The organism is Clostridium sp. JNZ X4-2, assembly GCF_054889485.1.
In genome coordinates this window covers 396103-420437 of the sequence record NZ_CM142685.1, presented here as the reverse complement: position 1 = coordinate 420437, position 24335 = coordinate 396103, and the positions used below count along the sequence as shown (strand labels likewise).

31 protein-coding genes are annotated in these 24335 nt (G+C 32.0%); 4 read left to right on the top strand and 27 right to left on the bottom strand.

The annotated features are described in order from the left end of the window. Positions 1–148 precede the first annotated feature (148 nt). Positions 149–1024, top strand: coding sequence for an SDR family oxidoreductase (locus ACYUJ6_RS02220; RefSeq protein ID WP_461844252.1), 876 nt, complete (start codon positions 149–151; stop codon positions 1022–1024). A gap of 73 nt (positions 1025–1097) precedes the next feature. Here the strand turns inward: ACYUJ6_RS02220 and ACYUJ6_RS02215 are convergent, their stop codons facing one another. After that, a complete protein-coding gene (locus ACYUJ6_RS02215) occupies positions 1098–1385 on the bottom strand; it encodes a putative quinol monooxygenase (RefSeq protein WP_461844251.1) in 288 nt (95 codons plus the stop codon). Between the two features lie 155 nt (positions 1386–1540). Here ACYUJ6_RS02215 and ACYUJ6_RS02210 point away from each other — a divergent pair, with 155 nt between their 5' ends. The 3 genes from ACYUJ6_RS02210 to ACYUJ6_RS02200 all read left to right on the top strand — a co-directional run bounded on the left by ACYUJ6_RS02210 (position 1541) and on the right by ACYUJ6_RS02200 (position 2408). After that, a complete protein-coding gene (locus ACYUJ6_RS02210; RefSeq protein WP_461844250.1) occupies positions 1541–1726 on the top strand; it encodes a hypothetical protein in 186 nt (61 codons plus the stop codon). An 11-nt stretch (positions 1727–1737) separates the two neighbouring features. Next, entirely contained in the window at positions 1738–1986 is a 249-nt protein-coding gene (locus tag ACYUJ6_RS02205; RefSeq protein ID WP_461844249.1) for a spore coat protein, read from the top strand. A gap of 152 nt (positions 1987–2138) precedes the next feature. Further along, complete coding sequence (locus tag ACYUJ6_RS02200) at positions 2139–2408, top strand: NusG domain II-containing protein (RefSeq protein WP_461845413.1); 270 nt, start codon at positions 2139–2141, stop codon at positions 2406–2408. Positions 2409–2443: 35 nt separating this feature from the next. Here ACYUJ6_RS02200 and ACYUJ6_RS02195 read toward each other — a convergent pair whose 3' ends face one another. The 26 genes from ACYUJ6_RS02195 to dnaB form a co-directional block, all read right to left on the bottom strand. After that, positions 2444–3208 (bottom strand): acyl-CoA dehydratase activase, encoded by a 765-nt coding sequence (locus ACYUJ6_RS02195; RefSeq protein ID WP_461844248.1) that lies wholly within the window; start codon positions 3206–3208, stop codon positions 2444–2446. Between the two features lie 77 nt (positions 3209–3285). Then, entirely contained in the window at positions 3286–3537 is a 252-nt protein-coding gene (locus ACYUJ6_RS02190; RefSeq protein WP_461844247.1) for a DUF3343 domain-containing protein, read from the bottom strand. Positions 3538–3688: 151 nt separating this feature from the next. Next, on the bottom strand, positions 3689–4948 hold the full coding sequence (locus tag ACYUJ6_RS02185) for a double-cubane-cluster-containing anaerobic reductase (protein WP_461844246.1): 1260 nt from the start codon (positions 4946–4948) through the stop codon (positions 3689–3691). A 306-nt stretch (positions 4949–5254) separates the two neighbouring features. Beyond that, on the bottom strand, positions 5255–6490 hold the full coding sequence (gene ilvA / locus ACYUJ6_RS02180; RefSeq protein WP_461844245.1) for a threonine ammonia-lyase: 1236 nt from the start codon (positions 6488–6490) through the stop codon (positions 5255–5257). Between the two features lie 441 nt (positions 6491–6931). Then, entirely contained in the window at positions 6932–7288 is a 357-nt protein-coding gene (locus ACYUJ6_RS02175) for a hypothetical protein (RefSeq protein ID WP_461844244.1), read from the bottom strand. Positions 7289–7363: 75 nt separating this feature from the next. Continuing rightward, positions 7364–7822: a hypothetical protein gene (locus ACYUJ6_RS02170; protein ID WP_461844243.1), complete on the bottom strand. Its 459-nt coding sequence runs from the start codon at positions 7820–7822 to the stop codon at positions 7364–7366. A gap of 236 nt (positions 7823–8058) precedes the next feature. Then, entirely contained in the window at positions 8059–8532 is a 474-nt protein-coding gene (locus ACYUJ6_RS02165) for a Fur family transcriptional regulator (RefSeq protein ID WP_461844242.1), read from the bottom strand. 24 nt (positions 8533–8556) lie between these two features. Further along, positions 8557–9132 (bottom strand): MarR family winged helix-turn-helix transcriptional regulator, encoded by a 576-nt coding sequence (locus ACYUJ6_RS02160; protein ID WP_461844241.1) that lies wholly within the window; start codon positions 9130–9132, stop codon positions 8557–8559. A 1157-nt stretch (positions 9133–10289) separates the two neighbouring features. Then, complete coding sequence (locus ACYUJ6_RS02155; protein WP_461844240.1) at positions 10290–10535, bottom strand: PepSY domain-containing protein; 246 nt, start codon at positions 10533–10535, stop codon at positions 10290–10292. 1175 nt (positions 10536–11710) lie between these two features. Then, positions 11711–12784, bottom strand: a complete 1074-nt coding sequence (locus ACYUJ6_RS02150; protein ID WP_461844239.1) for a hypothetical protein — start codon at positions 12782–12784, stop codon at positions 11711–11713. 20 nt (positions 12785–12804) lie between these two features. After that, positions 12805–13557, bottom strand: a complete 753-nt coding sequence (locus tag ACYUJ6_RS02145) for a hypothetical protein (protein WP_461844238.1) — start codon at positions 13555–13557, stop codon at positions 12805–12807. An 11-nt stretch (positions 13558–13568) separates the two neighbouring features. Further along, positions 13569–14165 carry a hypothetical protein gene (locus ACYUJ6_RS02140; protein ID WP_461844237.1) on the bottom strand — a complete coding sequence of 199 codons (597 nt, stop codon included), beginning with the start codon at positions 14163–14165 and terminating at the stop codon, positions 13569–13571. Between the two features lie 351 nt (positions 14166–14516). Then, positions 14517–15062: a transcriptional regulator gene (locus tag ACYUJ6_RS02135; protein ID WP_461844236.1), complete on the bottom strand. Its 546-nt coding sequence runs from the start codon at positions 15060–15062 to the stop codon at positions 14517–14519. A 311-nt stretch (positions 15063–15373) separates the two neighbouring features. After that, entirely contained in the window at positions 15374–15886 is a 513-nt protein-coding gene (locus ACYUJ6_RS02130; protein ID WP_461844235.1) for a hypothetical protein, read from the bottom strand. A gap of 29 nt (positions 15887–15915) precedes the next feature. Then, the gene (locus ACYUJ6_RS02125; RefSeq protein ID WP_461844234.1) at positions 15916–16308 is read right to left on the bottom strand and encodes a hypothetical protein; all 393 of its coding nucleotides are present in this window, start codon (positions 16306–16308) and stop codon (positions 15916–15918) included. After that, positions 16265–16498 (bottom strand): hypothetical protein, encoded by a 234-nt coding sequence (locus ACYUJ6_RS02120; protein WP_461844233.1) that lies wholly within the window; start codon positions 16496–16498, stop codon positions 16265–16267. Before ACYUJ6_RS02120 ends, ACYUJ6_RS02125 begins: the two co-directional genes overlap by 44 nt. 91 nt (positions 16499–16589) lie before the next feature. After that, entirely contained in the window at positions 16590–17480 is an 891-nt protein-coding gene (locus ACYUJ6_RS02115; RefSeq protein ID WP_461844232.1) for a hypothetical protein, read from the bottom strand. 19 nt (positions 17481–17499) lie between these two features. Further along, the gene (locus tag ACYUJ6_RS02110; protein ID WP_461844231.1) at positions 17500–17631 is read right to left on the bottom strand and encodes a hypothetical protein; all 132 of its coding nucleotides are present in this window, start codon (positions 17629–17631) and stop codon (positions 17500–17502) included. Positions 17632–17690: 59 nt separating this feature from the next. Next, a complete protein-coding gene (locus ACYUJ6_RS02105) occupies positions 17691–20714 on the bottom strand; it encodes a transglycosylase SLT domain-containing protein (RefSeq protein ID WP_461844230.1) in 3024 nt (1007 codons plus the stop codon). After that, positions 20702–20938: a hypothetical protein gene (locus ACYUJ6_RS02100; protein ID WP_461844229.1), complete on the bottom strand. Its 237-nt coding sequence runs from the start codon at positions 20936–20938 to the stop codon at positions 20702–20704. Before ACYUJ6_RS02100 ends, ACYUJ6_RS02105 begins: the two co-directional genes overlap by 13 nt. Before the next feature lie 239 nt (positions 20939–21177). After that, positions 21178–21987, bottom strand: coding sequence for a hypothetical protein (locus tag ACYUJ6_RS02095; protein WP_461844228.1), 810 nt, complete (start codon positions 21985–21987; stop codon positions 21178–21180). Positions 21988–22157: 170 nt separating this feature from the next. Further along, the gene (locus ACYUJ6_RS02090; RefSeq protein WP_461844227.1) at positions 22158–22355 is read right to left on the bottom strand and encodes a hypothetical protein; all 198 of its coding nucleotides are present in this window, start codon (positions 22353–22355) and stop codon (positions 22158–22160) included. Positions 22356–22420: 65 nt separating this feature from the next. After that, positions 22421–22591, bottom strand: coding sequence for a hypothetical protein (locus tag ACYUJ6_RS02085; protein WP_461844226.1), 171 nt, complete (start codon positions 22589–22591; stop codon positions 22421–22423). 14 nt (positions 22592–22605) lie between these two features. Then, positions 22606–22809, bottom strand: coding sequence for a hypothetical protein (locus ACYUJ6_RS02080; RefSeq protein ID WP_461844225.1), 204 nt, complete (start codon positions 22807–22809; stop codon positions 22606–22608). Between the two features lies 1 nt (position 22810). Continuing rightward, a complete protein-coding gene (locus ACYUJ6_RS02075; protein WP_461844224.1) occupies positions 22811–22978 on the bottom strand; it encodes a hypothetical protein in 168 nt (55 codons plus the stop codon). Next, complete coding sequence (gene dnaB / locus ACYUJ6_RS02070) at positions 22979–24319, bottom strand: replicative DNA helicase (protein ID WP_461844223.1); 1341 nt, start codon at positions 24317–24319, stop codon at positions 22979–22981. Positions 24320–24335: the final 16 nt, after the last annotated feature.

Sequence of the window (24335 nt, the reverse complement as noted above, 5' to 3'; positions counted from 1 at the left end):
TACTAAAGGATATTATTCTTATAATTATCCATACTATTATTGATAGTATTACAGCTTGCATTGTCTATATGCAGACTTTATGTATAGACGGCCATGACAAGGGGCTTATATTACCTTGTACATAAAATATTATCAGGAGGTTTTAAATATGAACAGCAATTTTTACTTGAATTTTCCAAAGTCTATTCCCCAGCAAAAACAGAATACCCAGCCTGGAATAGAATCCGAAATGAATCCAAAACCAGTAACTGAAGATCCTGAATACAGGGGATCCTCTAAATTAGAAAATAAAACCGTTTTAATCACGGGAGGAGACAGTGGAATAGGGAAAGCTGTTTCCCTGGCTTTTGCCAAAGAAGGTGCAGATTTGGCCATAATTTACTATAATGAACATGCAGATGGGGAAACCACAAAAAAGGCCATAGAAAACCTAGGCAGAAAATGCCTTCTCATTCCGGGAGATATTACGGATCACAATTTCTGCAAAACTGCCATCGGGAAAACCATAGGGCAATATAATAAAATAGATATTCTCATAAATAATGCCGGAGTACAATTTCCCCAGAACAGCCTTGAAGATATAACAGATGAACAACTGGAGAAGACATTTGAAACAAATATTTTCAGTATGTTTTATATTACAAGGGCAGTATTGCCTTATTTCAAGCCAGGCTGCTGCATAATAAATACAGCCTCCATAACCGCATATAAAGGAAGCAAAGACTTGATTGACTACTCTTCTACAAAAGGTGCAGTTGTATCCTTCACCCGTTCTCTGGCGTTATCTTTAATAGAAAGGAATATACGGGTAAATGCAGTGGCGCCAGGTCCAATCTGGACACCTCTTATCCCTTCCTCTTACAGCTCGCAAAAAGTTGGAAAATTTGGCGGTGCTATTCCCATAGGCAGGCCTGGTCAGCCAGTTGAGCTGGCATCTGCTTATGTATTTTTAGCATCCCCTGAAGCTTCTTTTATTACCGGTCAAACTATACATGTAAATGGCGGTGATTTCATAGGGAGCTGATTTTCATTCAACATTCAGCTGCTTTTACTTAATTTCCTGCTGCAATATATATATATTGCAGCACTTAAAATCATTAAAGGCATTTAGTATATATATTCATATCCGCATCTTTTTCCCGAAGTGCAGCAAGTTTAGGAACTATTTTCATAAAATGATCTGTTTTCATATGTCTATATAAACTATCCTTGTCCTTCCATTCCTCTATAAAAGTAAAAACTTGATGATTATCAATGTCTTGATACAATCCATAAGATATATTTGATTCTTCTTTTTTACTTTTTTCAATTAATTCAGAAGCCAAATCCTTATATTTCTCTATTTCACCTGATTCAACATAGCTTTTAGATATAACTTTAATCATGATATCACTTATCTCCTCTTTATATATTTTAAATTATATAATTCTATACATATATATAAAATCCTTTAAATATTTTTTATATTTCTGCATAATTAAATTAAAATTAAAGATAATAATTACTGGTTAAAAAATTATGTATGAAAGGGGCATTTATTATGTCACAATTAAATCAACAGGAACTTCAAAATCTCAGGCACCTTATCGGAGCACACGACACAGCTTGTGAAAAAATGCAGACATACTTACAGGACTGCACTGATCCGGAGGTAAAATCATATTTTCAAAAATCTGCCCAGGATGCTCAAAAAACAAAACAGCAATTGCTGTCATTCTTAAATTAGGAGGGGAAAACATGCAAGATAAAGTAATGATCAATGACACACTTTCAATGGTTAAAGGTGAATTAACAACTTATGCAAATGTAATAGCTGAATGTGCTAATCCCAATCTGAGATCAACAATTCAACAGATCAGGAACAACTGTGAGACATCTCAATATGAGCTCTATAAGCTTGCCCAGTCAAAAGGTTTCTATAAACCTGCAATGATGGCCGACAACAGTGACGTTCAGCAGGTTAAATCCCAATTAATGGGCCAATAAAACACATTCTCAGCAGAAATACAATATTGCATTTTGACAAATAATAATATAATATTAATTGTCTTAAGGAAATACTTTTGGCAAAAATAAAAATCATATTGATTTTATGGGACTGTCGCACTAAAAAATTAGTGCGATAGTTTTTTCACGTAATAAAAAGCATTGACTTAAATAAAGTTGAGAATTCTTATGGATTTACTGTAAGATACAATCAATCCCATTTCAATAAAATCAAGATACAGAAGGTCAGAATACGTATTTCCGATTCAGACAGTCCACAGAAAATAGGCATGAAAATGGCATGGATACCGGAGCCGGGTCAGAGTGTCATATGTATACCATATAAGCTTATAATAGAAATAGATGGAAAGGCCCAAAAATCTAATGGCTTTGATGCCATTGCAGGACAACCCGCTAATTAAAAAAATACTTTAATTTCATATATAACCAGGGCAATTTACCAATTGGATTTCAATTCCACAGCTGCAAGAGCTGCTCCAATGGCACCTGCGTATCTACCATATTTGTGACTTTTAACGGGCAGCTGAAGTTTTTTGGAAAGTGTTTTCATTATATATTCATTATTGCTTAAACCTCCCGTTAAAAAATAATTGAACCCTTCTCCATGTTTCTGACAAAGAGATTTCACTTTACCTGTGATAGAATCTATTATACCAAAAGCTATATCCTCTCTCTTACTTCCATTGCTGATTAATCCTATTATTTCAGATTCGGCAAATACGGTACACATAGAACTTATAGTTATACCGCTGCCACTTTTTGCTTTTTCACACAATTCATCTATTTCAAGCCCCAGTGTATTGGCCATAAGCTCCAAAAACCTTCCAGTACCTGCAGCACATTTATCATTCATAGTAAAATCAGTAACTTTCCCGCCTTTTACAGTAATTATCTTTGTATCCTGACCACCTATATCAATTACTGTACAATCATCTTTCAGAAGATAGTAAGCTCCTTTTCCATGGCATGTAATTTCAGTTATAGTTTTATCGGCATATGGCACAGATACTCTTCCATAACCTGTGGCAACTATTTTACAATTATCTTTCTTTAACCCGAACTTTTCTAATTCAAGCTTTATATCACCGGCAACCTTAACACTGCTCCAGCCTGTTGGAAGTACAAATAACTTCTCAATTTTCTTATGAAATATACAGACTTTTGAAGCTGTAGAGCCTATATCTATACCTATGTAAGTCATAAAACCCCGCCTTTATCTACAAGAACATATCATTACAACAACTTTCAGCTGTGGCTGGTACAACATAAAACCTTCGCCTATAAATAGGGATTAACTATTTCTTTGTTTACAGAATGTAATCCAAGAGTTTTTACATTGTAATGATGTATCAGTTCTTTTATTTTTTTTTCATCTTCTTTATTATACATTATAGATATCCCACAACAAGATGAAATTTCTCTTGGAGTAGGTACAATTGTATGTTTGATGTTATTTTCTTTTAACAACTTTTCCATCTTTATACCTTCCGTATGGCAGGGAAATAGTATATAATACCTTATACTATTCATGTCATCAGCTCCTCATAATATCTCATATACAAGGTACAAAGGCCTTGTCATGGTTATATTTATATATGAATCAGTTTTTTAAAATGCCCATAACACTTCTTAAAAAAGAGTTACAGGCATTTTTTACACTTCTTAATTATACTGAAGCAAGCTAAATCATCTCTAAAAATGCTTCCACTCTGGTCTTTATCTGACCTGAATCTTCTGTGGAATAATCTGTCTCTATCTGCATAACAGGTATATTTTTCTCCTTTAAGGACTTCTCTACAGCCTTATGTTCTACAGCATAGGTATGACAAAATGAAAGATTAAAATCGATTACTCCATCTACATTATATTCATCTGCATATTTTATTATATCATCAATTCTTCCTGTATTCGGGGTAAAACAGGCACAATTTATCTTCATATACCTATCTGCTATATTTCTAATTAAGTCATCTATGGTTTCTCCTTTTTCATCCACTTCATTTTCAAAATATCTTGTGCCGGTACAAGTTTCCTCAACTACCACCTGGGCATTTAATCCTTCTATAATAGAATGAAGCTTCCAATTCGGCAGTGCCATGGGAGTTCCTGTTATCATAAGTCTTTTTTTGCCTTCATCCACTCCATTTTTAACCCTTTCATCCAATTCATCACATAATTCATTTAATTTTTCTACAAATCTTTTCGGATCGTCATAAAAAGCAATCTGTGATATTAGAAGAACATCTAATCCGCTTATTGGGGATGGTTTATACTTTCTCAAATCATACAACCTTTTCAATGCCTTTCTCTTTAAATTGGCAATTCTTATACCTTCTCTCAGAGTATCTACTGTCACTTTATTGCCAGTAAGTTCTTCCATCTTACTTATAAATTCTTCTATTTCTTTTATCCACTGGCCATAATTTTTTTCCTTTTTCATCTGAGGTAATTCCATAACATGTACCGGAACATAATCATCCAATATCTCCCATGCCTTCTTTTTTCCATCACAAGTTGTTTCCCCTATTACCATATCACAGGATTGAAAATAAGGACATGTTCCTCCCACTTTTGCTCCCATAAATGCTTTTATTAAAGGGCACATATTTCTTGGTAAAACCTTTTCACCATCTTCAACCCAAAATTGAGATCCTGCACAAAGTCCCACTCCTATTGCTCCTGCTGCAAATATAACTTCATCCGGCACAAATACACAAAATGTTCCTACTACCTTGCCTCCACTTTTCTTATGCTCGTCCAATTCTTTTATTCTCAAGCCGTGTACTTCGGCCACAACAAAATTAAAATAATTCATTCCCTCAGGCCTGTTCTTTTGGGTAAGATATGTACCCCCGTATAATTCAGGAAGTACGGCACACAATTTATCGTGTTTTTCCAAATCAATTCCAAGTTTACTCCAAAGTTCTCTATAATCTGCCAATATTATTCCTCCTCATTTTTATTTGGTATAGCCTAACTGCACAAGTTCACAACCATATAAAATTTGTTCTAAATATAAGATCTGTATTTATTTGCTCAATACACCTATTATACTATCATAAATAATTAATTACATTTATCGCATTATATGATACTCCATTTATTAATCATTTTATTACCTAATATCAAATAAGGAATACAGGAGACTTATTATTCTGCAATAAATTTAAAATTTTTTAAAAAATATCAGGAAAATAATTTTCCTGATATTTATATCACATTTCATATTTTGCCGTTAAACTCTATATCAATGATTTCTGCTGCACTCCAGCAGTCCGCATTCCAATGAATAGCTGTTGTCTTCCAATTCACTTATTATCTTTCTTCCATGTTCTTCCGACTCCACATTTATTTCAAAAGATACATCGGAAAAATCAAGTCCTTTTTCACTCCAATTGTTATTTTTGGTTATAGTAACAATCTGCCCCCCTAATTTTTCAATTTTGGAAACCAAATTGCACAATGTGCCTGTTTTTTCTTGAACTTCCACAGTAAATCTTATTCTTCTATTTATTAAGACCAACTCTCTTTCTATTATTTTGGCAACATTGGCTATATCTACATTTCCGCCGCTTACCAATGCCACTACATTTCTGTTCTTTATTCCTTTTATCTTCCCTGCCAATAAAGCTGCCACAGGTAATGCACCGGCTCCCTCAACTATCAATTTGTTTCTTTCCATTAATGAAAACATTCCTAAAGCTATTTCCTCTTCGCTTACAGATACCACTTCATCTACATACTTCTGGATATACTGAAAACATTTATCTCCAGGTGCACTGACAGATGTACCATCCGCCAGGGACTTTGCGCCCGGAAGGGTGACTACTCTTCCCTGCTCCATGGAAACTTTAGTAGAAGCAATAATTTCAGGCTGTACTCCCACAACTCTTATAGAAGGTTTTATGGATTTAACTGCTGTAGCAACTCCTGATATCAATCCGCCTCCGCCTATTGGAACTATCACAATATCTGCTTCCGGTAATTTATCCAGTATTTCAAGACCTATGGTTCCCTGCCCTGCCATTACATCCACATCATTGTAAGGGTGAACAAAGGTAGCTCCTGTCTCTTTCTGAACTTCTACTGCCTTGGCATAACATTCGTCATATACCTGACCTGCCTGAATAACCTCAGCTCCATATCCCTGGGTAGCTTTGACCTTTGCCTGAGGTGCGGTAGCAGGCATAACTATTGTAGATTTCACTCCGAAAGCTGTTGATGCATAGGCAACTCCCTGAGCATGGTTACCTGCAGAAGAAGCTATAACTCCTCTTTTTTTCTCCTCTTCACTGAGATTAACTAATTTGTTATAAGCACCTCTTAATTTAAAAGCTCCAGTTTTTTGTTTGTTTTCACATTTCAGGTATAAACTGCATCCGCATTTCTTGGAAAAAGTGCTTGTGTAAAAAAGAGGAGTTTCTCTTACTACATCTTTAATGTTTTCTCCAGCCTTTTTAATTTTTTCTAAGTTTAATTCCATAATTTATTCCCCCCAACTAATATTCTTATTTCGCTATAAAACCTTCATATTAATTTAATTTAGACATAAAAAATTCAATTATCTCTTAAAATTTATACATTTAAAAATAGATTATTAAAGCAGATGCTTAAATATACTATATTGATAAACGTTTTCATATTTTTTTATGTTTGTATATTTACTACATATATATCGAAATGTAATTTATGCATATATTATTTCTTATTGCAAGTCTATAATAACATATAAATTTATTTTATACAATTTAATTTTTATAATCTTATTAACATATTTATGTCACATTTTTTAAATTAATGAACGAAATATTTCTTATATACTTTAATTCCTATAATTAGAAAAAATAATAAAAATAGATTATCTTAAAAAATTTTTAAGATAATCTATTTTTAAAATGCACAGCCAATTTTCACCTATATCCTTTTAACTTTCTTCTAGTGCCCATCCTCTCACATCTTCATACAGTTTATTTATAATATCAGGTATAACTTTGTTTTTTAAATAATCCATTTTCTGCTCAATATCTTCCTTACGTTTTAAATTTTTGTATTGATCACAGTCAATTCTAATGATTTCCAATTCAATTCCTTTAGAAACTTCCTTCAATACATATTCTTTATTTTCAAAATATATATCAATATTTCCCCGGGTATCAATGGTTAATATTCCTTCTTTTCCTTTTTCATGTTCTTTTAAAATCACCTGCCTGAATAATTCATTAAGCTTATTTTCCACTTCCCCTTTACCCTTCTCTAAAACTTCTAACCATTCCCTGTACATATCAGCCAACTCCTTTCAGGTGTTTTATTTAATTTTACCACAAATATATGCTTATCTCCATTCTTAACTTATTGCTTATTGCTTTTGTATATTAGCTATAGTCTGCTTCAGCCGTATATTCTCCTGCTGCAATTGCGTCAGCTGCTGCCACACTCTGGATTGTGTTTCTTTCAACTCTGCAAGCTGAAACAATTGCTGGTCTATTTCCTTATTTGCAGTATTGCATACCTGTTTATTTATGGCATCCAATTCGTACTGGGTAAGGTTTGGTGATATTTGCAGCAGCCTTTTATTCATTTCATTTCTCTTGGTATCTCCTGATTTTTTTACAGAATTAAATTCACCTTCCAAAACATAATACATTCCCTTTGCCACAGTAAGTGCATGATTATAATCATCTACACCTTTCCTGGCTATAAGGGATTGTCTCTGTTCTTCCACTACATCCGAAACTTTCTTAAGTACATAACTTCCTATAATTCCAACTACACCCAGAATAAATTCTACCAGCAAACTTAATAATTGTTCTTTCATTATAATATTACCCCCTCAACTTTAAAATAAAAAAATATATGCTTTTAGTAAAAGATATGCTGAGGGTTGAATAAAATATTATGCTTGGTTGAAAATTTTCTGATCATCTGTATGTCAAATATAATACAAAACTTTTTTCATATGTTGAACTTTTATAAATCAATAATTTGCTGAAAATCAGCTGTAAAGGATCTGCTGTAATTGACATTCGTCCTTCTCCCAGAATGAAACAATACCTATAGGGCATCTTTTTGTCCACACTCTTTACAAATTCCATAGAATTCAATCTGCATATCCTCTATTTTGAAATTATATTTCTCCTGAATCCTGACCATCAAACTCTCTATAAATAATTTTTCATTTATATCTATAATTTTTTCACAGTTCATACAAATAAGATGAATATGTTTGTACATTTCCCCATCTGTATTTAGTTCATATAGTTCATATTTATTGGTGCCGTTTTTTTTGCTAAAACTTGTGGTAATCCTTAATTCATCCATAATTAAAAGAGTACGATAAATAGTAGCAGTTCCTATCGTATGCCCTTTCCTTTTAGCCATATCACATATTTCCCTTGCATTTAAGTGCCTTCTTGAATTTTCTATCATTATGCTACATATAATTTTTCGCTGTTCAGTAAACTTATATCCCCTTTTTTTAAACAATTCCTCGAATTTTTTTATTGAATTCTGTTCTATATTAATCATTTTAATGCTCACTCTTATTTTATATTAAATAAAATAGTCACTGTGATGTCCATTGCAATAATGGTGTCTTTGCTTTTCATCATGTAAACAGTATTGTCTTCTATGATGGCAATGGTGATCATGGAGAAATTCACCATGTCCCTGATGCATTTCTTCATCAGATTTATCCATTGCTTCCAAACTTGTACACAGCTTTTCTGTAATCGCAAGCATTTGTTCCTTTTCAATTTCTGTAAGAGCACTGAAAATTGATTCTGTAAATGCATTAGTATTCTCAATTATTTCCTTAGCAGCTTTTCTTCCTTCTTCAGTCAAATAAATGTGCATTACCCTCTGATCATCTTTACCTTGTTTTCGTGTAATCAAACCACTCTGCTCCATTTTTGACAGCATTTCCGTCATTGAAGATGGTCTTACATCTAACTGTTCTGCCAAAATTCTTTGACTGGCTCCATCATTTTTAAGAATGAGAGTGAGTAAATTAGCCTGTCCATGGTGAAAACCCCCTTTACTGTGAATCCCACCATGAGCTGTGCGGTGCATCTGTCGGTTTAACCGATGCAGAGCGCGGTATAAATTATTTAAATTCGTTTTTGACATATAAAACCCCTCCTAAATATTTCCTATAAGCCTGTTGCCATGGCTTATTTATACATATAATCAATATAATCTTTTATATAATTTAAAGTTAGGTACCTAACTTATTTTAGTGTAACAATTTATTTTATAACTGTCAATACTTTTTTTTAGGTACCTAAGTATTATTTATTGACCTAACTATATATCTGCTAAAAAATTTCTTTTGATAAAGGAGGGTAATTTAAAGAAAAAATTATATAAAAATCAGAATAATTTCTCCATTGGTTTTGCTGAAATTATTTACACAATTAAAAATTTAAAATATACTGATTTCAAGACTTTTTATCTGCTGTATGCGCAAAATAAGCACCCTAAATGACAGGTGCCTACTTTACAGTATAATATAATTTTAAAGGGGATAACAATTTTATATAGTGTCTATTGGCGGTTGCATTTAAGTTTATAGTGCCCTGCAACCGCAGACACCAGTTTGGTAATTACCATTACTCTTTTCATTTATGTAAATTTATTATTTTCAATTTCGCTAAGGCTATTTCCTTAGGACACTTACAAGTATACATGGTATTTGTTACGTCTTAATGTCATATCAGTTAACTATTTGTAAACATTATGAAATTTAATGATGCCCAGCTAAAATCCAGATATCCTATAAAAGATATCAATTCACTGCACTAACCCAAGCTTCCCAATGGGCAATACTTTTAATCAGTCCGTATCTTCTCTTGCTCACTGCTGATTGAGTCATATTAAATATCAAATATATAATTACAAAATACATTAATACTTCAATGGCATGATTCCTAAAATTACCAGAATAATAACTTGAATTCTGCACATCCTATTCACATAAGGATATCAATTTATTTAAGATATTAAAATATTTAAAGTTTCATATAACCCAAGATATTTGTTCTTTAATATGTTGGTATTTACTTTATACTGGGGATGATGAATCCTCAGTATTTAAACTTATATTGTAATAAACCTCATTCCAGGGACTTTCACCCCTGGACTTTTTCTTTGTTTATGACTTTAATACCTTCTCTTCAACACTATAATTTACCTCACTGTCCTAATAGCACCCTTTACACTCCGACAGCAGTCATAGTGCATAAGTTTTTCAATATCATAAAAGGGCTCTGTTATGAGCTCTTTTATTAATCGTTTTCCCTATCTACATCAAGTATTTCTCCTGTATTAGCGTTTATTGTAACTTCATATATTATCCCATTAGTAGTTCTAATGTAAACTTCGTATACCAATAAACCATCTTCAGTATCTACTTCAACCCTTAATACTTGCCCTGGTACTCTTTGCAATGCAATTTGTATAGCTGTTTCAGCAATTATGCGGTATTGCCTCCAATAATTATCCCATAAATTATTATAGAAAGCACATTTCATCTTAATCATCTTTCATTTTATTGTTTACTCAATTATTATATTCAAATACAATATTATTAGTGCATTTCCTTTACGCAAAATAAGCATCCGCCATTTAGGATGCCTACTCTGCAATATAATTTCAAGGGGATAACAATTTAATTAAGAATCTGTTGAAGGTTGCACTTAAGTTTATCGTGCCCTGCAACCGCAGGCACTAATTATAGTTTAAATCTCAAAAGGGATATTAATTTATGACTCATCTATGTAAACTAAGGGATTATTTCCTTAGAACACTTATAAGTATATATAGTATTTGTTACGTCTTAATGTCATATTGGTTAACTATTTGTAAACATTATGAAATTTTAAAGTCACCCAGCTAAAAGTTAGGTATCTTCACAGAAGATAGGCATATAATAACCTCCTAAATAATAATGCCTCTTCTACCCATTAAATTTATATTTGCCTGTATTATTTTCAAACCAGTTAATCAACTCCTCTTTAAGTATCCTTGTCCTCCTGGATTTAAGCATAATTATAGTAAGGTTTTCCCTGTAAATAATTTTGTTAGCAGTACTTCTTTCTATCCTAAGTATCTATACTATTTTTTTACAGTTATAAGCGTTGGAAGTTCATTTAGCCTTTCTTTAATCATATAGATTCCCCATTTTGACATTCCTACAGATTACCTGCTTGGTAAAACTGACTCTGCAAGTATAGATGAAATTAACTTTGAGTATTTTTCTAAATATCTTTCAAAGCAAAATATTGAAAAGCTTATAAGAAATTATCCTGACAATATGAAAAAAAGCAGTGTATTTTTTGCTCTCAAGTTATACTTCCGATATTTTTACAAATTTTAATAATGAAAAAAATCAGTATGAAATAAACTTGGATTTTCTGTATCTCATAACTAAAGCTGTAGATAGGTTAAATGATTTGTGTTTATATATTTTTATGACGGTTGTGTTATTTGGCAATAAAAAAGACCTCACGATATGGTGAAAGCATTGATACTGGTGCACCCAGGGAGATTCGAACTCCCGGCCTCTGGATTTTCGAGGGGCACATTTTGATAATTTTAATACCCCTCAATCCCTACTATATAGCCATTTTAATTTTTAGTATATGCCTGCCCATACTTGATTATCTCAAACTATAGGGGGCAAAAAGAGGGGCAAAATATCCGTTTGTTATTCATCCAATTCTTCTAGATCTTTTTCAAATTGTTCCAATTCATCATCCAAATTATCACTTGAATCTTGAGTTTCAATTTCATCTATAAAATTTATTTTTTCATTATATCCATAGGTTTTCATCCTTTCAAGCTCGGAATCAACGTTTTCTTTTATCATAACACCTAACCTTTTTATAAAATCAACTTTTAATTCCATTGACCATCCACCATTATTTCTATTTTCTCTATATGCTTCAACTAATTTAGGCAATAAAACTATAATTAGATATATTACTATAGCATTTCTTTTTTCATTTTTTTCTAAAGAAATAAACTGTCCATCATATTGACTTTGATCTAATTTATATGTACCATTTAAAGATATTTCAGTCACAATAACTTCCCCATTATATTGCAATTCAGGACTAATTGACTTTAATTTGTCGTTATTAAAAAGAAAGGCTAAAGTTCCTAATATAGCTGAAATTTTTTCACCTTTACCTCTTAATGTATTAAGTGTATCTCTCGTCTTAGCCAAATAACTTCTTATTGCCGTTATGGAAATAGGTACATTATCAGATAATTGTCTTGATTCAAAATCTATAAAACTTTTAAACATCCAAAACAACATATCGTCATCTATTCCTAATTGTAATTTGGAAATTTTCCCCCAACTTGTTTTGGGAAATAATTTTGATATTATCTGTTTTGCTATAGTAACTCCTGAAAAAAATATTCCATACATCTTACTATCTTTTTCAAACAATATTGTGTCTGAATTTATAGTTCTTACCCTTTCACTTCTTGGTCTAAGATCACCATTTGGTAAATACCATTTCTCAGTTGACATTACATTTTTTGCTTTATCAACAGAAACTGCAAACGAAATATACTTTATCGTTTCATTGTTAATATTTAAAGTTTTAATTTCACTAAAATCATCACCATCACTAGTTTGCTTAATTTCCATATTAAGTGGCTCATCATCCCATTTTATCTCTTCACTTATGTTTTTGTTGTCACTAATCTTTTTTTGTGCCGTTTCTAATTGTTTTACCTCATTAAATTCCCATACTGAAAAACTATCCATATAACCCCTCCAATGATTATTCATTTTGTCGAAATACTTTTATCATCATATTTTATATCAAATTTCAAAAAAATAGTTATAAACTTTATAATTGTTAAAATAAATGAAATTATTTTGCAATGGCTACTATTCCTCTTTATCAAACAATATTTAGCAATTACTTGTCCATTAGTTCTTGTTTCTAATGAATTTGAAATAAGCTCTAGTACAACTCTGAAAGATGCTTCTTTTTGTGCACTTACATCACCCATATATTTTGATACATTTATATAAAATATTTCTTTAGATTTCTCTATTACAACGTCTTCTCCCAAATCATCTTTATTTTCTACTTCATAAGAAACCCATTTTGGCAAACATACTCTTAGAAATAAATCGTCTTGAAACTCCATAAACTTTCTTAAGGATGAACTATTATACTTGGATTTTATTTTAATATATAATTTATATTTTTTATCTAAATATTTAGACCCATACATTCCAAGAGGAAGAGTTAATTCATTTTCTCTAAAATTATCATATATTTCAATCATAAAAAAATTCTTGAAAGAAAATTTATTAAACATTAATGTAACTATACTCGAAACAACTACAGTAGTAACAGTAACCTCTATAGTAGGAGCAATATTAGATTTACTTTTTATTTTTAATAAATTCATTGCAAATGATACTGGCATTATATTTAAAAAATATACTAATATAACACTATATACTGGTGATAAAATTTTCAAAACTTCAGTTATCAAATTTCTGAATTTAATTATATTAACCATTTGAACTATCCTTATTCCATTATTTTATCTATTAGTTCTACTACTTCGCTAAGAATACTATCGTTATCTAAAGATATAACCCCATTATTGTATACACTAACACCTACTTTTATATTTTTTTTATTATTTATTCTAAAAGCCAGAGATTTAACATCTATTCCATCTGCATACCTCAACCAATTTAACTTATCTATAAATGAATCAACTAACTCAGTATACTTCAACCAATTTGCTTTATCTGTATTAGTTAATGCTGTTTTACAACCATACTCATTCCCAGCATTTATACTTTCAATACTATCATCAATAAACTGTTGTATATCTTTAGGCAATGATTCAATAGTCTCCATTCTTTTTACAAAATAACATTTTTCTATACAAATTTTCAACATCTTTATAAAGGTTCTAGAAGTGATTATTTTTTGGCCTATATTTAAATTATTTACTTTTCTAAGAACATCCATATATTGATTCTTGTTATAATCGTAATATATTCCTATTAATTTATTATTTATATTTAGTATTTGTTCTTTGTCAAATAGTTCATTTAATATTTTTAATGTTTTTTGATATTCAAATACTTTAAATAATTTATATTGGCCACCCACAATTTTCACCTCCTACTGGACCTTATAAAATTTGCCCTAGTTTATTTATATTATACTATGGTTTAAATATAATAAGTTGATTATATTTAAATTTTTGCCTATAACTATACTTTTATTAGCTATTGTGTTTTAATTTTTACAATAGTTTTTGCATTTGCTGTAACTAACTACTCTATACAACCTTTTTATAAAATATTGTACTTCACAATTTAGTAATTTACCTACCGCATATCCTATCTCAATCCCATATTTTTATCTCTAATCTTCACGATATATATGTATTTCTCCATAAATTTATATATTCCTTCTAATTTTTGCAAAATAAAAGAATCCGCATTTCACAAATTCTTACTATATAACATCAGGTATAGTCATTTTAATTACACCTAACTCAAATATGTAATTTATAATCTCTTTTCTTCTCCTGTAAGCGGTGCTCCTGACCCCTCCATACATTTCAGCCGCTATCCATGTAATACTCTTATTTAGCTTGTATCTATAAATAATAAAATTCATAAATTCTTTTGGCAGCGGTGGAGCCATAAGCACTCTCTTTAATCCAGCTGTTTCCCTATTTAATTCTCTTATCCTGGATCTATTTTTAAATATCTTCCTTCTTGCATAGTCAAGTTCATCTTCAAGCTTTTCAATTTCTCGTATAATGCCCTTCTCAGCTACTCCTTCACCTGTAGGACTTGTTTGTACCTTTTCTCCAAAACTAGGGCTCATATGGCTTTCAGGATCAACACTTACATTACAGTGTTCTATATCACATTCAATGTCCTTAGCCTGTGCTTCGAGATCCTCACATTCCTGCTCCAAATAGGCTATTTCCTTCAATTTTATAAAGTGTCCATATAATTGTCCTTCTATATTTTTAAATGTCTCTGTGTCCATATATTGCTCCTCCTTACAAATTAATGAGATACAAATAAACTGCAGATCCTTTTTAGGGAGTACAAAAAGTATGAATAGTTTCTTTTTTAGGGACTTCAAAAACTCCGGATGATCCTTTTTATGGATTCAGAAAACTCAAGATACCCTTTTTTTAGGGCAGTCAAAAAGGACGGATACTTTAAATAGCAACGTTCCATAAAAGGGTGCAAAATGGGTACAGTGCTCCAATCATTGCATAATGTGTAATTATAGTAATACCAATGCTTTAAAGGTAACGTTGCATTTATTCGTTTTGTTTTGTAAATTATATTTTATGGAGTACTTATATAAAATTCATCCATGATACTTTTTATGAGCTTATTTTTCCTCTTTGTAGCTGCAGATTGGGACATATTGAATATCATACCTAGCTGCCAATCCTTTTTCCCATACCTATATTTCTGTTTTAAAAATTCCTGGTCTTCCGGATCTATGGAACTTAATTTATCATCAATAGTCACACTATCCAATTCCATATCTCTTAGAACTTTTTCTATATCTGCAATTTCTTCTTTCTTCCATGCCCTTTCATCCAATAATCTATCAGTTATTTTAATCATAGCTTTTTCTGCATATCCACACTCTAAGCGGCTTGCCTGAACTTTATCCTCATATCTAATTGAAAGTGATTCTTCTGGAAGGTCTACATCTACATTTTGAAGTTTATAATCTATTTCAGATATCTGATTTTTTAAAACCTCTAATTTTTTATTTAATACATAAATTTTTTTATCTTTATTAAAGTAGTGTATAAGTTTCTCTTCAATCGATTTTAATGCATCCATGTTAGCCTCCCAGGTATTGAATCTCAAATTCATTCTTTTTCAACATATTCTATGATCTTCTCAAGTTCTGAATCGGTAAAGCTTTCAAAAGGCCTTTGGGGATTATTCAAGTATCCAGCTGCAATTCTCTTTGAATATGGTATGTCTTCAGGCACCACCTTCACATCTATCTGATTATTCGTATCATCATAAGTAGCAACAATATTTCCAATAGGATGATCAGAGCAATCATTAATCTCTATTCCTTGTATCCCCTTTTCTATAGGGATACATTTACCCTCAACATTCAGACCCTTGTTTAAATCAAATAAAAATAATCCTTCTCTGGCTTTTACTATAGCCTTAAAATTATTTTCATCCTGGACTCTCTTTTTCAATTCACTTTTTATGCTGTTTATCTTGGTCCTTAAGAACATTGACATACTGCTCAAGCTCCTCCAATCTTTTTTCCTGATCGTCTGCTCTTATACTCTGTAAAATTCCATTGCATACATAAGTGAAGGTACTGGCCTTTTTAGTATCCAATTCATCATTTATAATCATATTGGCCACTCTTGCCAGTGACTTTCTAACTTCCTCCGGAGTACTTAATTTCATTCTTCTTTTGGCCATAGGGTATACCCTCCCTTCAAATCCAGCATTTTCAATACTTTAATGACATTTGTATACTGCACTTTTATACTGTTTTTATTTACAAATATTATCACTTTTTATCCTGTTGATATTTAGACATAATATTTTTTATAGTTTCATACTTTTTTGATTCCTTAGCCGTATTATCTTCGACAATACCTTTATCCCAATTTTCTATTGATGTACTTTCATCACCTGCATTACCTTCAAAATACTTGGCCTTCTGGATTTCATAAACTCCCAGATCCTGTTTTATATCACGTGGCAACTCATGTCCAATATATCTTTCATTATTATTCATTCTTATCTGTAGTTGCGCTTTAGCTGTTTCAAGCTGTTTAAGAGGGGTATTTACCTTATCATCATTTATTCCATCTAACAATGTTAAAAAAGGTGATAATGCATTTATATCATTTTTACTTTTAAGTTCATTGACTTTGCTATTTACATGATTTTCAATAAAAGATTTTATAGCATCATTATTCTTATTTTGTTCATATAAACTTCCTACCTGCTCCGCATTCATATTTTTGAGCTTGCCTGGCAATACAGCAAGTTTATTGCTTGTCTCAACTGACTGCCACAATTTATACAATAATAAAGATGTAACATCTGATTCACTTACCCAATTTGCATCTTTAGAAGCCTGTAATTTACGCTCTATACTTGAAATAAGAGGATCTTGATTCATTGCAGATTTTTGTTTTTCATCATCAATTCTCTTGTCAATATCAGATATAATCTTGTCATGATACTTACTTTTCAATGAATTTATCTTATCCATATATTCTTTCTGCAGGTTTTCCAACTGCTTAATTTGATAGTCCCTGGTAAATTTATCATCATCCTGAATTAATGCTTTTTTAGAATTAAATTCTTTTATAATAGCATTATATTCATCATCCATACGCCCCAATGTACCACCATATATATCTCCAATATCAAACTTTTTTCCAAACACTTAAATCATCCCTTCTTTTTTAATTATTCATGTCAATTTGCCTGGCTTTTTTCTCCCAGTATCTATTTTGTATTGCCTTGATTTTCTCTTTATTTTTAGCGCGCCAGCGTTTCATATAATCATTTCTTACTTTTTTAGCTTTATCATTCATGATCTTACATTCCCTTCTTTAAGCAATATTTTATAAACTCCACACCATTTAATACTTTTTTATGCCATATTATAGGCTGCAGCTTTTAACTTCTTAACAAGTGCTGTTGCTATTTTATCTATATCGCTATCTTTCCTTATGGTAGTTCCATACATATTAATAATTATATTAGGCTTACTATTATTCTTTTTATCATAGTTACGTGCTTCATTAGCTGTCAGCACCCTTTCATCTTCATGTAAAAGTGCAGGAAAATTGTCTTTCGGCACCCTTGTAAGCCCTACGGCATAACCCTTATAGTTGCCGGAGAACAAATTGGGAATACTCATCACATTTCCATAAGTAGCCTTTATATATCGAATGGCACTTGCAACATTGGCTATAGGATTAAGTATATTATTTAATCCAGGCAACGCATAAGATCTAAATGTGCTGCCAAGCATCTGCATAAGTCCGGTTGCATGTTCCCCGCCTACGCTTATCCCATTATAGGCCATTGGATTTCCACCAGATTCCCTCTTGACTAATTGAATTAATCCTGGAAGCCAACTCATAGGTGTGCCTGTTAAAGCTAAAGCAGTACTTAACCATCCAGTTACATTTCCACCCATGGCACCTCCTGCAGCTCCTGTTATATCTCCTATCCAATTCTTGATAAAGGCCCCAACATCTTTGGAACTCATTCCATTTACAAGCCCCTGCATCAAGAAATCACCCATTTTATACATTACTAAAGAAGGTGAATGTATACCGAATCCAGTTTTAAATTCGTTTATCACCTTGTCTGTAAGTGTCTTGACTATGGCGGTTAAATTTGATGCGCTTGCCTGAACACCAAACCCTAATTGTTGAACCACCTGCTGGCCATAACTCAAACTTTGTGTTGTAAGATTTCCAAATATAGTTTTTACATTTCCACTCATATTAGTAGTAGGTGTAGTTACAAGCTTAGTATTATTCTGGATGCCTGTTCCAAATGTTTTCATCATATCCACAGGATAAGTATCAAAATCAGCCAAAGGCCCTTTATCCGGGGAAGTAAAATGTATAAGCTCTCTTATTTTATTGGCCATAAGGGTAACCGAATCAGTGACAGGCTTTGTATTATCCCGGATGCCTTTTGCCATACCTATAGGAATATCTTTTCCCCAAGAGGCAGTATTCATATTAGGAAGCATTGTATTTTTAGATACATTTAACATATTCATGGACTGCCTATTGCTAAGTATTTTACTCTCTGAAGGTGGTACAAGTATTTCGGGACCTTTTTCGCCTACCCAAGTTGCTCCTCCTTCATAATAGCTAGTTCCGAGAGCATTACCTTTATCAACACCTTTCCCAAATACCTTTTGAGCCAATTTCAAAGTCCCTTGAATTGGATTGGCAAAGAAATCTTTTAGAGCCTGCCATTTTTCTTTAATTGATTCTACAAAGTCAGCCGCATGTTGTTTGACAGCTACAAATGTATCTTTGATGCTATCAATTTTCCCTTTTATAAATTCAACCACTGTGTGTGTCATATCTCTTATGCCGCCCCAGTTATTTTTCCATGCTTGATACAGCAGTACACAAGCCCCTATGATAGCTCCTATAATCAATATAGTTGGATTAGCTTTTAGAAATCCAAAGAATTTTCCAAGAGTACCTGTTGCACCTGAAGTAAAAGTTTTTATTGCCGTATTAAGTAATGGTAGCTCTTTACGTATAGCTCCAAAGGTCGTAATTGCATTTAAAACACCTTTCCCGACTGTAAATCCTGCAAACAACCCCACTAACACCTTAGGATGAGCTGCAGCTGTTTTTATAAGTGGCATTAATACTGTAGACATTCCCTTTATATAGGAAATACCCACTGTTCCCACTGCTTTTATATCTGATCCTATAGTTTTTATAGTATTGGCATATTGTTTTACTTTTGCCGGATTATCAAAAGATTTTATAAATGTTTGAAGTTTTTGACCGCCTGCATTAGCCAAGCCTCCTATTTCTTTTTGTAAACCTGCAAAAACTTTAGATTTACCTAATTTATCAAGAGATGCATTTATGGGTATTAATGTCTTGTTTATAGCCGGAAGGAATACCATACCTACATCTGAAAGTATTGATTCCACATTTCCAGTGGTAGTACTCCACTGCCCTGCTGTAGTCTTACTTAGTTCTTTGGCACCTCCAGCAAAAACAGGATTTAACTTATTTTTTACTGTCATATCATAGGCTTTATTCATTTCACTATCCGTCAAAGTATCGTTTTGTCCTTTTCCTACAAGACCATTAAATTGTTGGGCACTAAATTTAAATCCGAATTCTTTCATTCTTTCAAATTCACCAGTTTTTAAGTCTGCCAAGGCTTCCATTGCATCCATGACACTTTTACCTGGGTTCAATGCTGCCATATTTTCAGCAAGATTTACAAGCCCCATGGATTTACTTGTATCGCCATTCACAATATTTACTGCTCTTCTACCTGCAGCTAAAACTTCATTAGTACCAAATGGTGTTACATTGGCATTTACTCTAAGCTGATTTATGAAGCTGTCTGTCATACTTTGAACTTTTGATGAACTGGCTGTTTTATTATTATTTCCTATGAAATGTTTCATGGCCACCTGTTCTTGTTCAAGTCTTGCACCAGCACCTACAGTACTATCAAAAACCTGCTTTGCTCCAACTCCTAACATAATTCCGGCTGCTGTTGTCTTTAAGTTAAATAATTTATCACTCACAGTTTTTATTACACTGCTTGCTTCATCCTTAGCCCTAATAATAGGTGAAAAAGTCTTTGAGCCAAGTAACCTCAAATTCCCTCCAACTCTCCGAATACTTTCAGAAGCAGCATCTTTGGCAGCTATAGTTACGGCTACATTTTTTTTCATACTATCCATAACTTTTCTAGCTTCAGTTATTTTCTTTGTAGCTTCATCCTTCACTTTAATGGTTGTTTCAAATTTTTGAGATGTGAAATCTTTCATTCCAGTTTTAGAAGCTGCCAAGGATTTAGTAAAATCATCTAGTCCGCCATTTATTTTATTTATCTGTGCTGAAAAATCATCCTCTAAACTTAACCTTGCCCTTATTTCCGCCATTTTTCATCAATCCTTACCGTATAATTATCAACTTGTATTGTATTTTTATTCCTGAGCAGTTCATTTATAGTCTGACGCTTTTTCTGTGTCTTTATAGAATTATCAACAGTTATGAATATATCTCCCTCTTTTTTAACCATGCATCCTATAACTGGCTCCTCAAGTGGCATTTCCTTAACATAAACCATTGATTTATTATACTTAAAACTTTTATATTCACTCATTTATTATTGACTTCACCTCTTTCATTCTAAAAACAAAAGCCGCGGGAATAATACTCATATACCAAAAGGTATAACGATATATTTTCCTGCGGCCATTATTTCTAATGCCTTACACTTATAAAAAGTGCAGTACTTTCAATATTCATCTTTATATTTATATTATAGCACAGAATTCCCTTTAATACTAAGAATATCAATGGTTTAACGTAGTTACTATACAATTATTTATAATACCTACTTTATATTCCCCAGTTCTCTTTTAATTTGTTTACAAATTTCATCATATCAGCATCCCCATTATTCATATCCGGATGAAATTTCAATGCAAGTACCTTATATATCCTCTTAAGCTTGGCTTTTTCATCTTCTGTGTAGGCACTATGTCCACTATTAAAGTAACCACTGCTATTACCATTACTGTAGTTACTCTTGAAATTTTCATAATAACTACTATAATATTCATAGGATTTCTGTTTTGCTTTATATGAATCCAGGATCTCTTTCAAATATTCTTTATTTCTCAATACCCCAAATACATCATAGCAATAATCATAAGTATCCTGGCCATATTTCTTTTCAAACTCATTTTTTGATTTCAAATATCTATCCAGTATTTTTTTATGTTTTTTCTTGGCTTTATACTCTGGTGTAGTCTTGAATTCTTTCTCTACTGCCGCTATTATAGGATCTAATTTCTTATATACCATGTCATATATATCATCAGCATTGACATCTGTCTCCTCTGAAGCCTTATCTATTTTGCCACCAGCACAGTCATACAAAGACCAATCCAGTAAATCATAATATCCCATGGTACATAATACCCATTGTTTTTTCTTAACTTTGCCATCTTTCCTATAGCTTTTATGAATACTTATCTTAAATGCTTCCCTGTGAGTTCTATCAAAATGTCCAGCACACTTATAACCATAATGTATATTAAGTTTATTATCTCCAATACCCCAGTTATACTCTGTTACCTCAATTTTTTTTGGCTCTCCAAGTGAATTACACTTTTTATTAAAAACTTTCTGTATTACGCAGTACAATGATTTTCATCACCTTAATATAAACGTGGTTACTATACATATTTACACAGTAACCACATATTTCATTTATCTATGATTATATTTTTTCTTCCACTGCTGTAACTCCTCAGTATCAGGCTCTTTATGTTTTATTTTACAATAGTCTATATACGCCATGAATATTGGCAAACTCATTTTATATCACACTTCCTATGTCTTTCCCTCTCTTGGCGTTTCCCTATCATAACACCATAGTTAAAATAATCTATGGCTATAAGAGAAAGCCCAAAACATTCCGGCTGTGCTTTATTAATTATCTCAAATAAATCATCAAGATAGCTATAATAATACTTTTGCCTGCATAATACCTTTTTCATACTTTTCTTCAATTTAATAACCTCCTTGACATACCGCTTATTCAGGAAGTAGACTTATAATTGTCGAGGTTATAAGTTTACTTCTTTTGGTAAGCACATTTATTTAACAGGTCCAGGTATAATTTTTTATATGGGCCTTCTTTTTTGTATACTTTTGGACCTTTCTTGAACGTAAATCCATATTTTATAAGTCTTATAAGCTTGTCTTTTTCTTCCTCTGTATCATATGAAGCCCTTAGTTTAATCACCCTCTAACCACCTTTCATGCATTTATAAAAATGCTATCTCTCCTTTTGATTAATGAATGAAATATCTTGCTCCTTTCTTTTTTTGTTTTTCCCTCATTAATCACTATAAATGTAATACCATTGACTCTATATCTCATACCTTTTACCTTTCCTAAATCTCTTATGAGGATAAAAAATCTATTTCCCCTGTATTTAACTTTTAAATACTCCGATCCCATCTCACTTTACACCTCCATTATTTTTTGAATCTTCAATTAATTCTCTATGCACATTATCAATATCACCTGCTAAAATTTCACCAATATATTTCTTGAGTTCAATATCATCACATTCCAGGTATTTAATTTTCACTCTATCTATAATCACAACTAATAGCTTGTCCTTCATTCATGCCTCCTTATGTTTAAATATACTCGGATCATAGTTTCCATCTTCCACATATAGGGCTCTATCAGTAATAAGCTGATATTTAGGCTGCCATGCAAGTTTTATAGTTCCGGTCCTTCCACCACGTTGTTTAGCGATATTGACCTCTATAACATTTTTCTCTTTTGAACTTTTATAATAGTATTCATCACGATACAGAAGCATTACAACATCAGCATTTTCTTCAATTCCTCCACTCTCTTTAAGATCTGACAGCATAGGTCTTTTATTATTTCTTGCCTCTGCTCCTCTATTTATTTGAGCTAGTGCAATTACTGGTATATCAAATTCCTTAGCCATATTTTTTAATTCAATGCATACACTGCTAATTTGTTCTTGTCTATTGTCACCCATATTTTTTAGTGACATTATGCCTATGTAGTCTATAATTAAAATATCCAATTTATTTTGCATTTTCAGTTTTTTACACTGTAGTTTAATTGTATTTATACCTCTCCTTGGAGCACAGTCAGTATAACAATGACCTTCACTTATTAGCCCTGAGACACCAGCAATCTTACTCCACTCACTATCACTCATTTTGCCTTTTTCAAGCTTCAAGGTATCAATATATGACTTCATAGCCAAACGCCTTATACCCAGTTCATCTGCTCCCATTTCAAGTGAATAATATAATACATTTTTATTTCTTGAAATATTTTGTGCTAGATTCAATGCAAACGCCGACTTCGCCATCCCCGGCCTTCCTGCTATTACATATAACCTTTTTCTTTGTAGCCCATTCAGCACTTCATCTAAAGTTTTTATCCCTGTTTTAATACCTAAAATTACGCCACCTTTCTCATAATTTCTCTGAATAACATCAAGGGTATTATTCATAAGTTCAGTATCAGTAATAAGTTTTGACTTTTCGTATGTTGTTGTTATAAGCTGTTTTTCTAAACCTTCAAGTATTATGTCTGTGGCTTTACTTCCATTTTCAATTTCGTTAAGTGTATTTCTCACAATTTTGGTTAATGAACGCATTCTTGATTTTTCTTTTACTATAGTACAGTAATCTTTAATGCTACCCATAACATAGCTTTCAACAAGTTGTGAAAGATACGATATAGTTACATCTTTCAATTTTTTACCCAATGTTTCACTTAGTGTTGTAATATCTATATTTCTACCACCTTTATAAAGTATAATCATTGCAGAGTATATACTTCTGTTTTTCATATCATAAAAATCTTTAGATTCTAAGGTATCAGCAGTTGTCAATATTTTGTTATTGTCAATGAGTATCGATCCTAAAATATTTGCCTCTGCCTCAAGGTTTGCCATTCTTCTAACATCCATATTTAGCACTTCCTAT

Bases quoted from the DNA above. Each gene is read 5' to 3' on its own strand.
- ACYUJ6_RS02220 (WP_461844252.1), top strand. From the start codon at position 149: ATGAACAGCAATTTTTACTTGAATTTTCCAAAGTCTATTCCCCAGCAA.
- ACYUJ6_RS02215 (WP_461844251.1), bottom strand. From the start codon at position 1,385: ATGATTAAAGTTATATCTAAAAGCTATGTTGAATCAGGTGAAATAGAG.
- ACYUJ6_RS02210 (WP_461844250.1), top strand. From the start codon at position 1,541: ATGTCACAATTAAATCAACAGGAACTTCAAAATCTCAGGCACCTTATC.
- ACYUJ6_RS02205 (WP_461844249.1), top strand. From the start codon at position 1,738: ATGCAAGATAAAGTAATGATCAATGACACACTTTCAATGGTTAAAGGT.
- ACYUJ6_RS02195 (WP_461844248.1), bottom strand. From the start codon at position 3,208: ATGACTTACATAGGTATAGATATAGGCTCTACAGCTTCAAAAGTCTGT.
- ACYUJ6_RS02190 (WP_461844247.1), bottom strand. From the start codon at position 3,537: ATGAATAGTATAAGGTATTATATACTATTTCCCTGCCATACGGAAGGT.
- ilvA (WP_461844245.1), bottom strand. From the start codon at position 6,490: ATGGAATTAAACTTAGAAAAAATTAAAAAGGCTGGAGAAAACATTAAA.
- ACYUJ6_RS02175 (WP_461844244.1), bottom strand. From the start codon at position 7,288: ATGTACAGGGAATGGTTAGAAGTTTTAGAGAAGGGTAAAGGGGAAGTG.
- ACYUJ6_RS02170 (WP_461844243.1), bottom strand. From the start codon at position 7,822: ATGAAAGAACAATTATTAAGTTTGCTGGTAGAATTTATTCTGGGTGTA.
- ACYUJ6_RS02165 (WP_461844242.1), bottom strand. From the start codon at position 8,532: ATGATTAATATAGAACAGAATTCAATAAAAAAATTCGAGGAATTGTTT.
- ACYUJ6_RS02160 (WP_461844241.1), bottom strand. From the start codon at position 9,132: ATGTCAAAAACGAATTTAAATAATTTATACCGCGCTCTGCATCGGTTA.
- ACYUJ6_RS02155 (WP_461844240.1), bottom strand. From the start codon at position 10,535: ATGAAATGTGCTTTCTATAATAATTTATGGGATAATTATTGGAGGCAA.
- ACYUJ6_RS02150 (WP_461844239.1), bottom strand. From the start codon at position 12,784: ATGGATAGTTTTTCAGTATGGGAATTTAATGAGGTAAAACAATTAGAA.
- ACYUJ6_RS02145 (WP_461844238.1), bottom strand. From the start codon at position 13,557: ATGGTTAATATAATTAAATTCAGAAATTTGATAACTGAAGTTTTGAAA.
- ACYUJ6_RS02135 (WP_461844236.1), bottom strand. From the start codon at position 15,062: ATGGACACAGAGACATTTAAAAATATAGAAGGACAATTATATGGACAC.
- ACYUJ6_RS02130 (WP_461844235.1), bottom strand. From the start codon at position 15,886: ATGGATGCATTAAAATCGATTGAAGAGAAACTTATACACTACTTTAAT.
- ACYUJ6_RS02125 (WP_461844234.1), bottom strand. From the start codon at position 16,308: ATGTCAATGTTCTTAAGGACCAAGATAAACAGCATAAAAAGTGAATTG.
- ACYUJ6_RS02120 (WP_461844233.1), bottom strand. From the start codon at position 16,498: ATGGCCAAAAGAAGAATGAAATTAAGTACTCCGGAGGAAGTTAGAAAG.
- ACYUJ6_RS02110 (WP_461844231.1), bottom strand. From the start codon at position 17,631: ATGAATGATAAAGCTAAAAAAGTAAGAAATGATTATATGAAACGCTGG.
- ACYUJ6_RS02105 (WP_461844230.1), bottom strand. From the start codon at position 20,714: ATGGCGGAAATAAGGGCAAGGTTAAGTTTAGAGGATGATTTTTCAGCA.
- ACYUJ6_RS02100 (WP_461844229.1), bottom strand. From the start codon at position 20,938: ATGAGTGAATATAAAAGTTTTAAGTATAATAAATCAATGGTTTATGTT.
- ACYUJ6_RS02080 (WP_461844225.1), bottom strand. From the start codon at position 22,809: ATGGGATCGGAGTATTTAAAAGTTAAATACAGGGGAAATAGATTTTTT.
- ACYUJ6_RS02075 (WP_461844224.1), bottom strand. From the start codon at position 22,978: ATGAAGGACAAGCTATTAGTTGTGATTATAGATAGAGTGAAAATTAAA.
- dnaB (WP_461844223.1), bottom strand. From the start codon at position 24,319: ATGGATGTTAGAAGAATGGCAAACCTTGAGGCAGAGGCAAATATTTTA.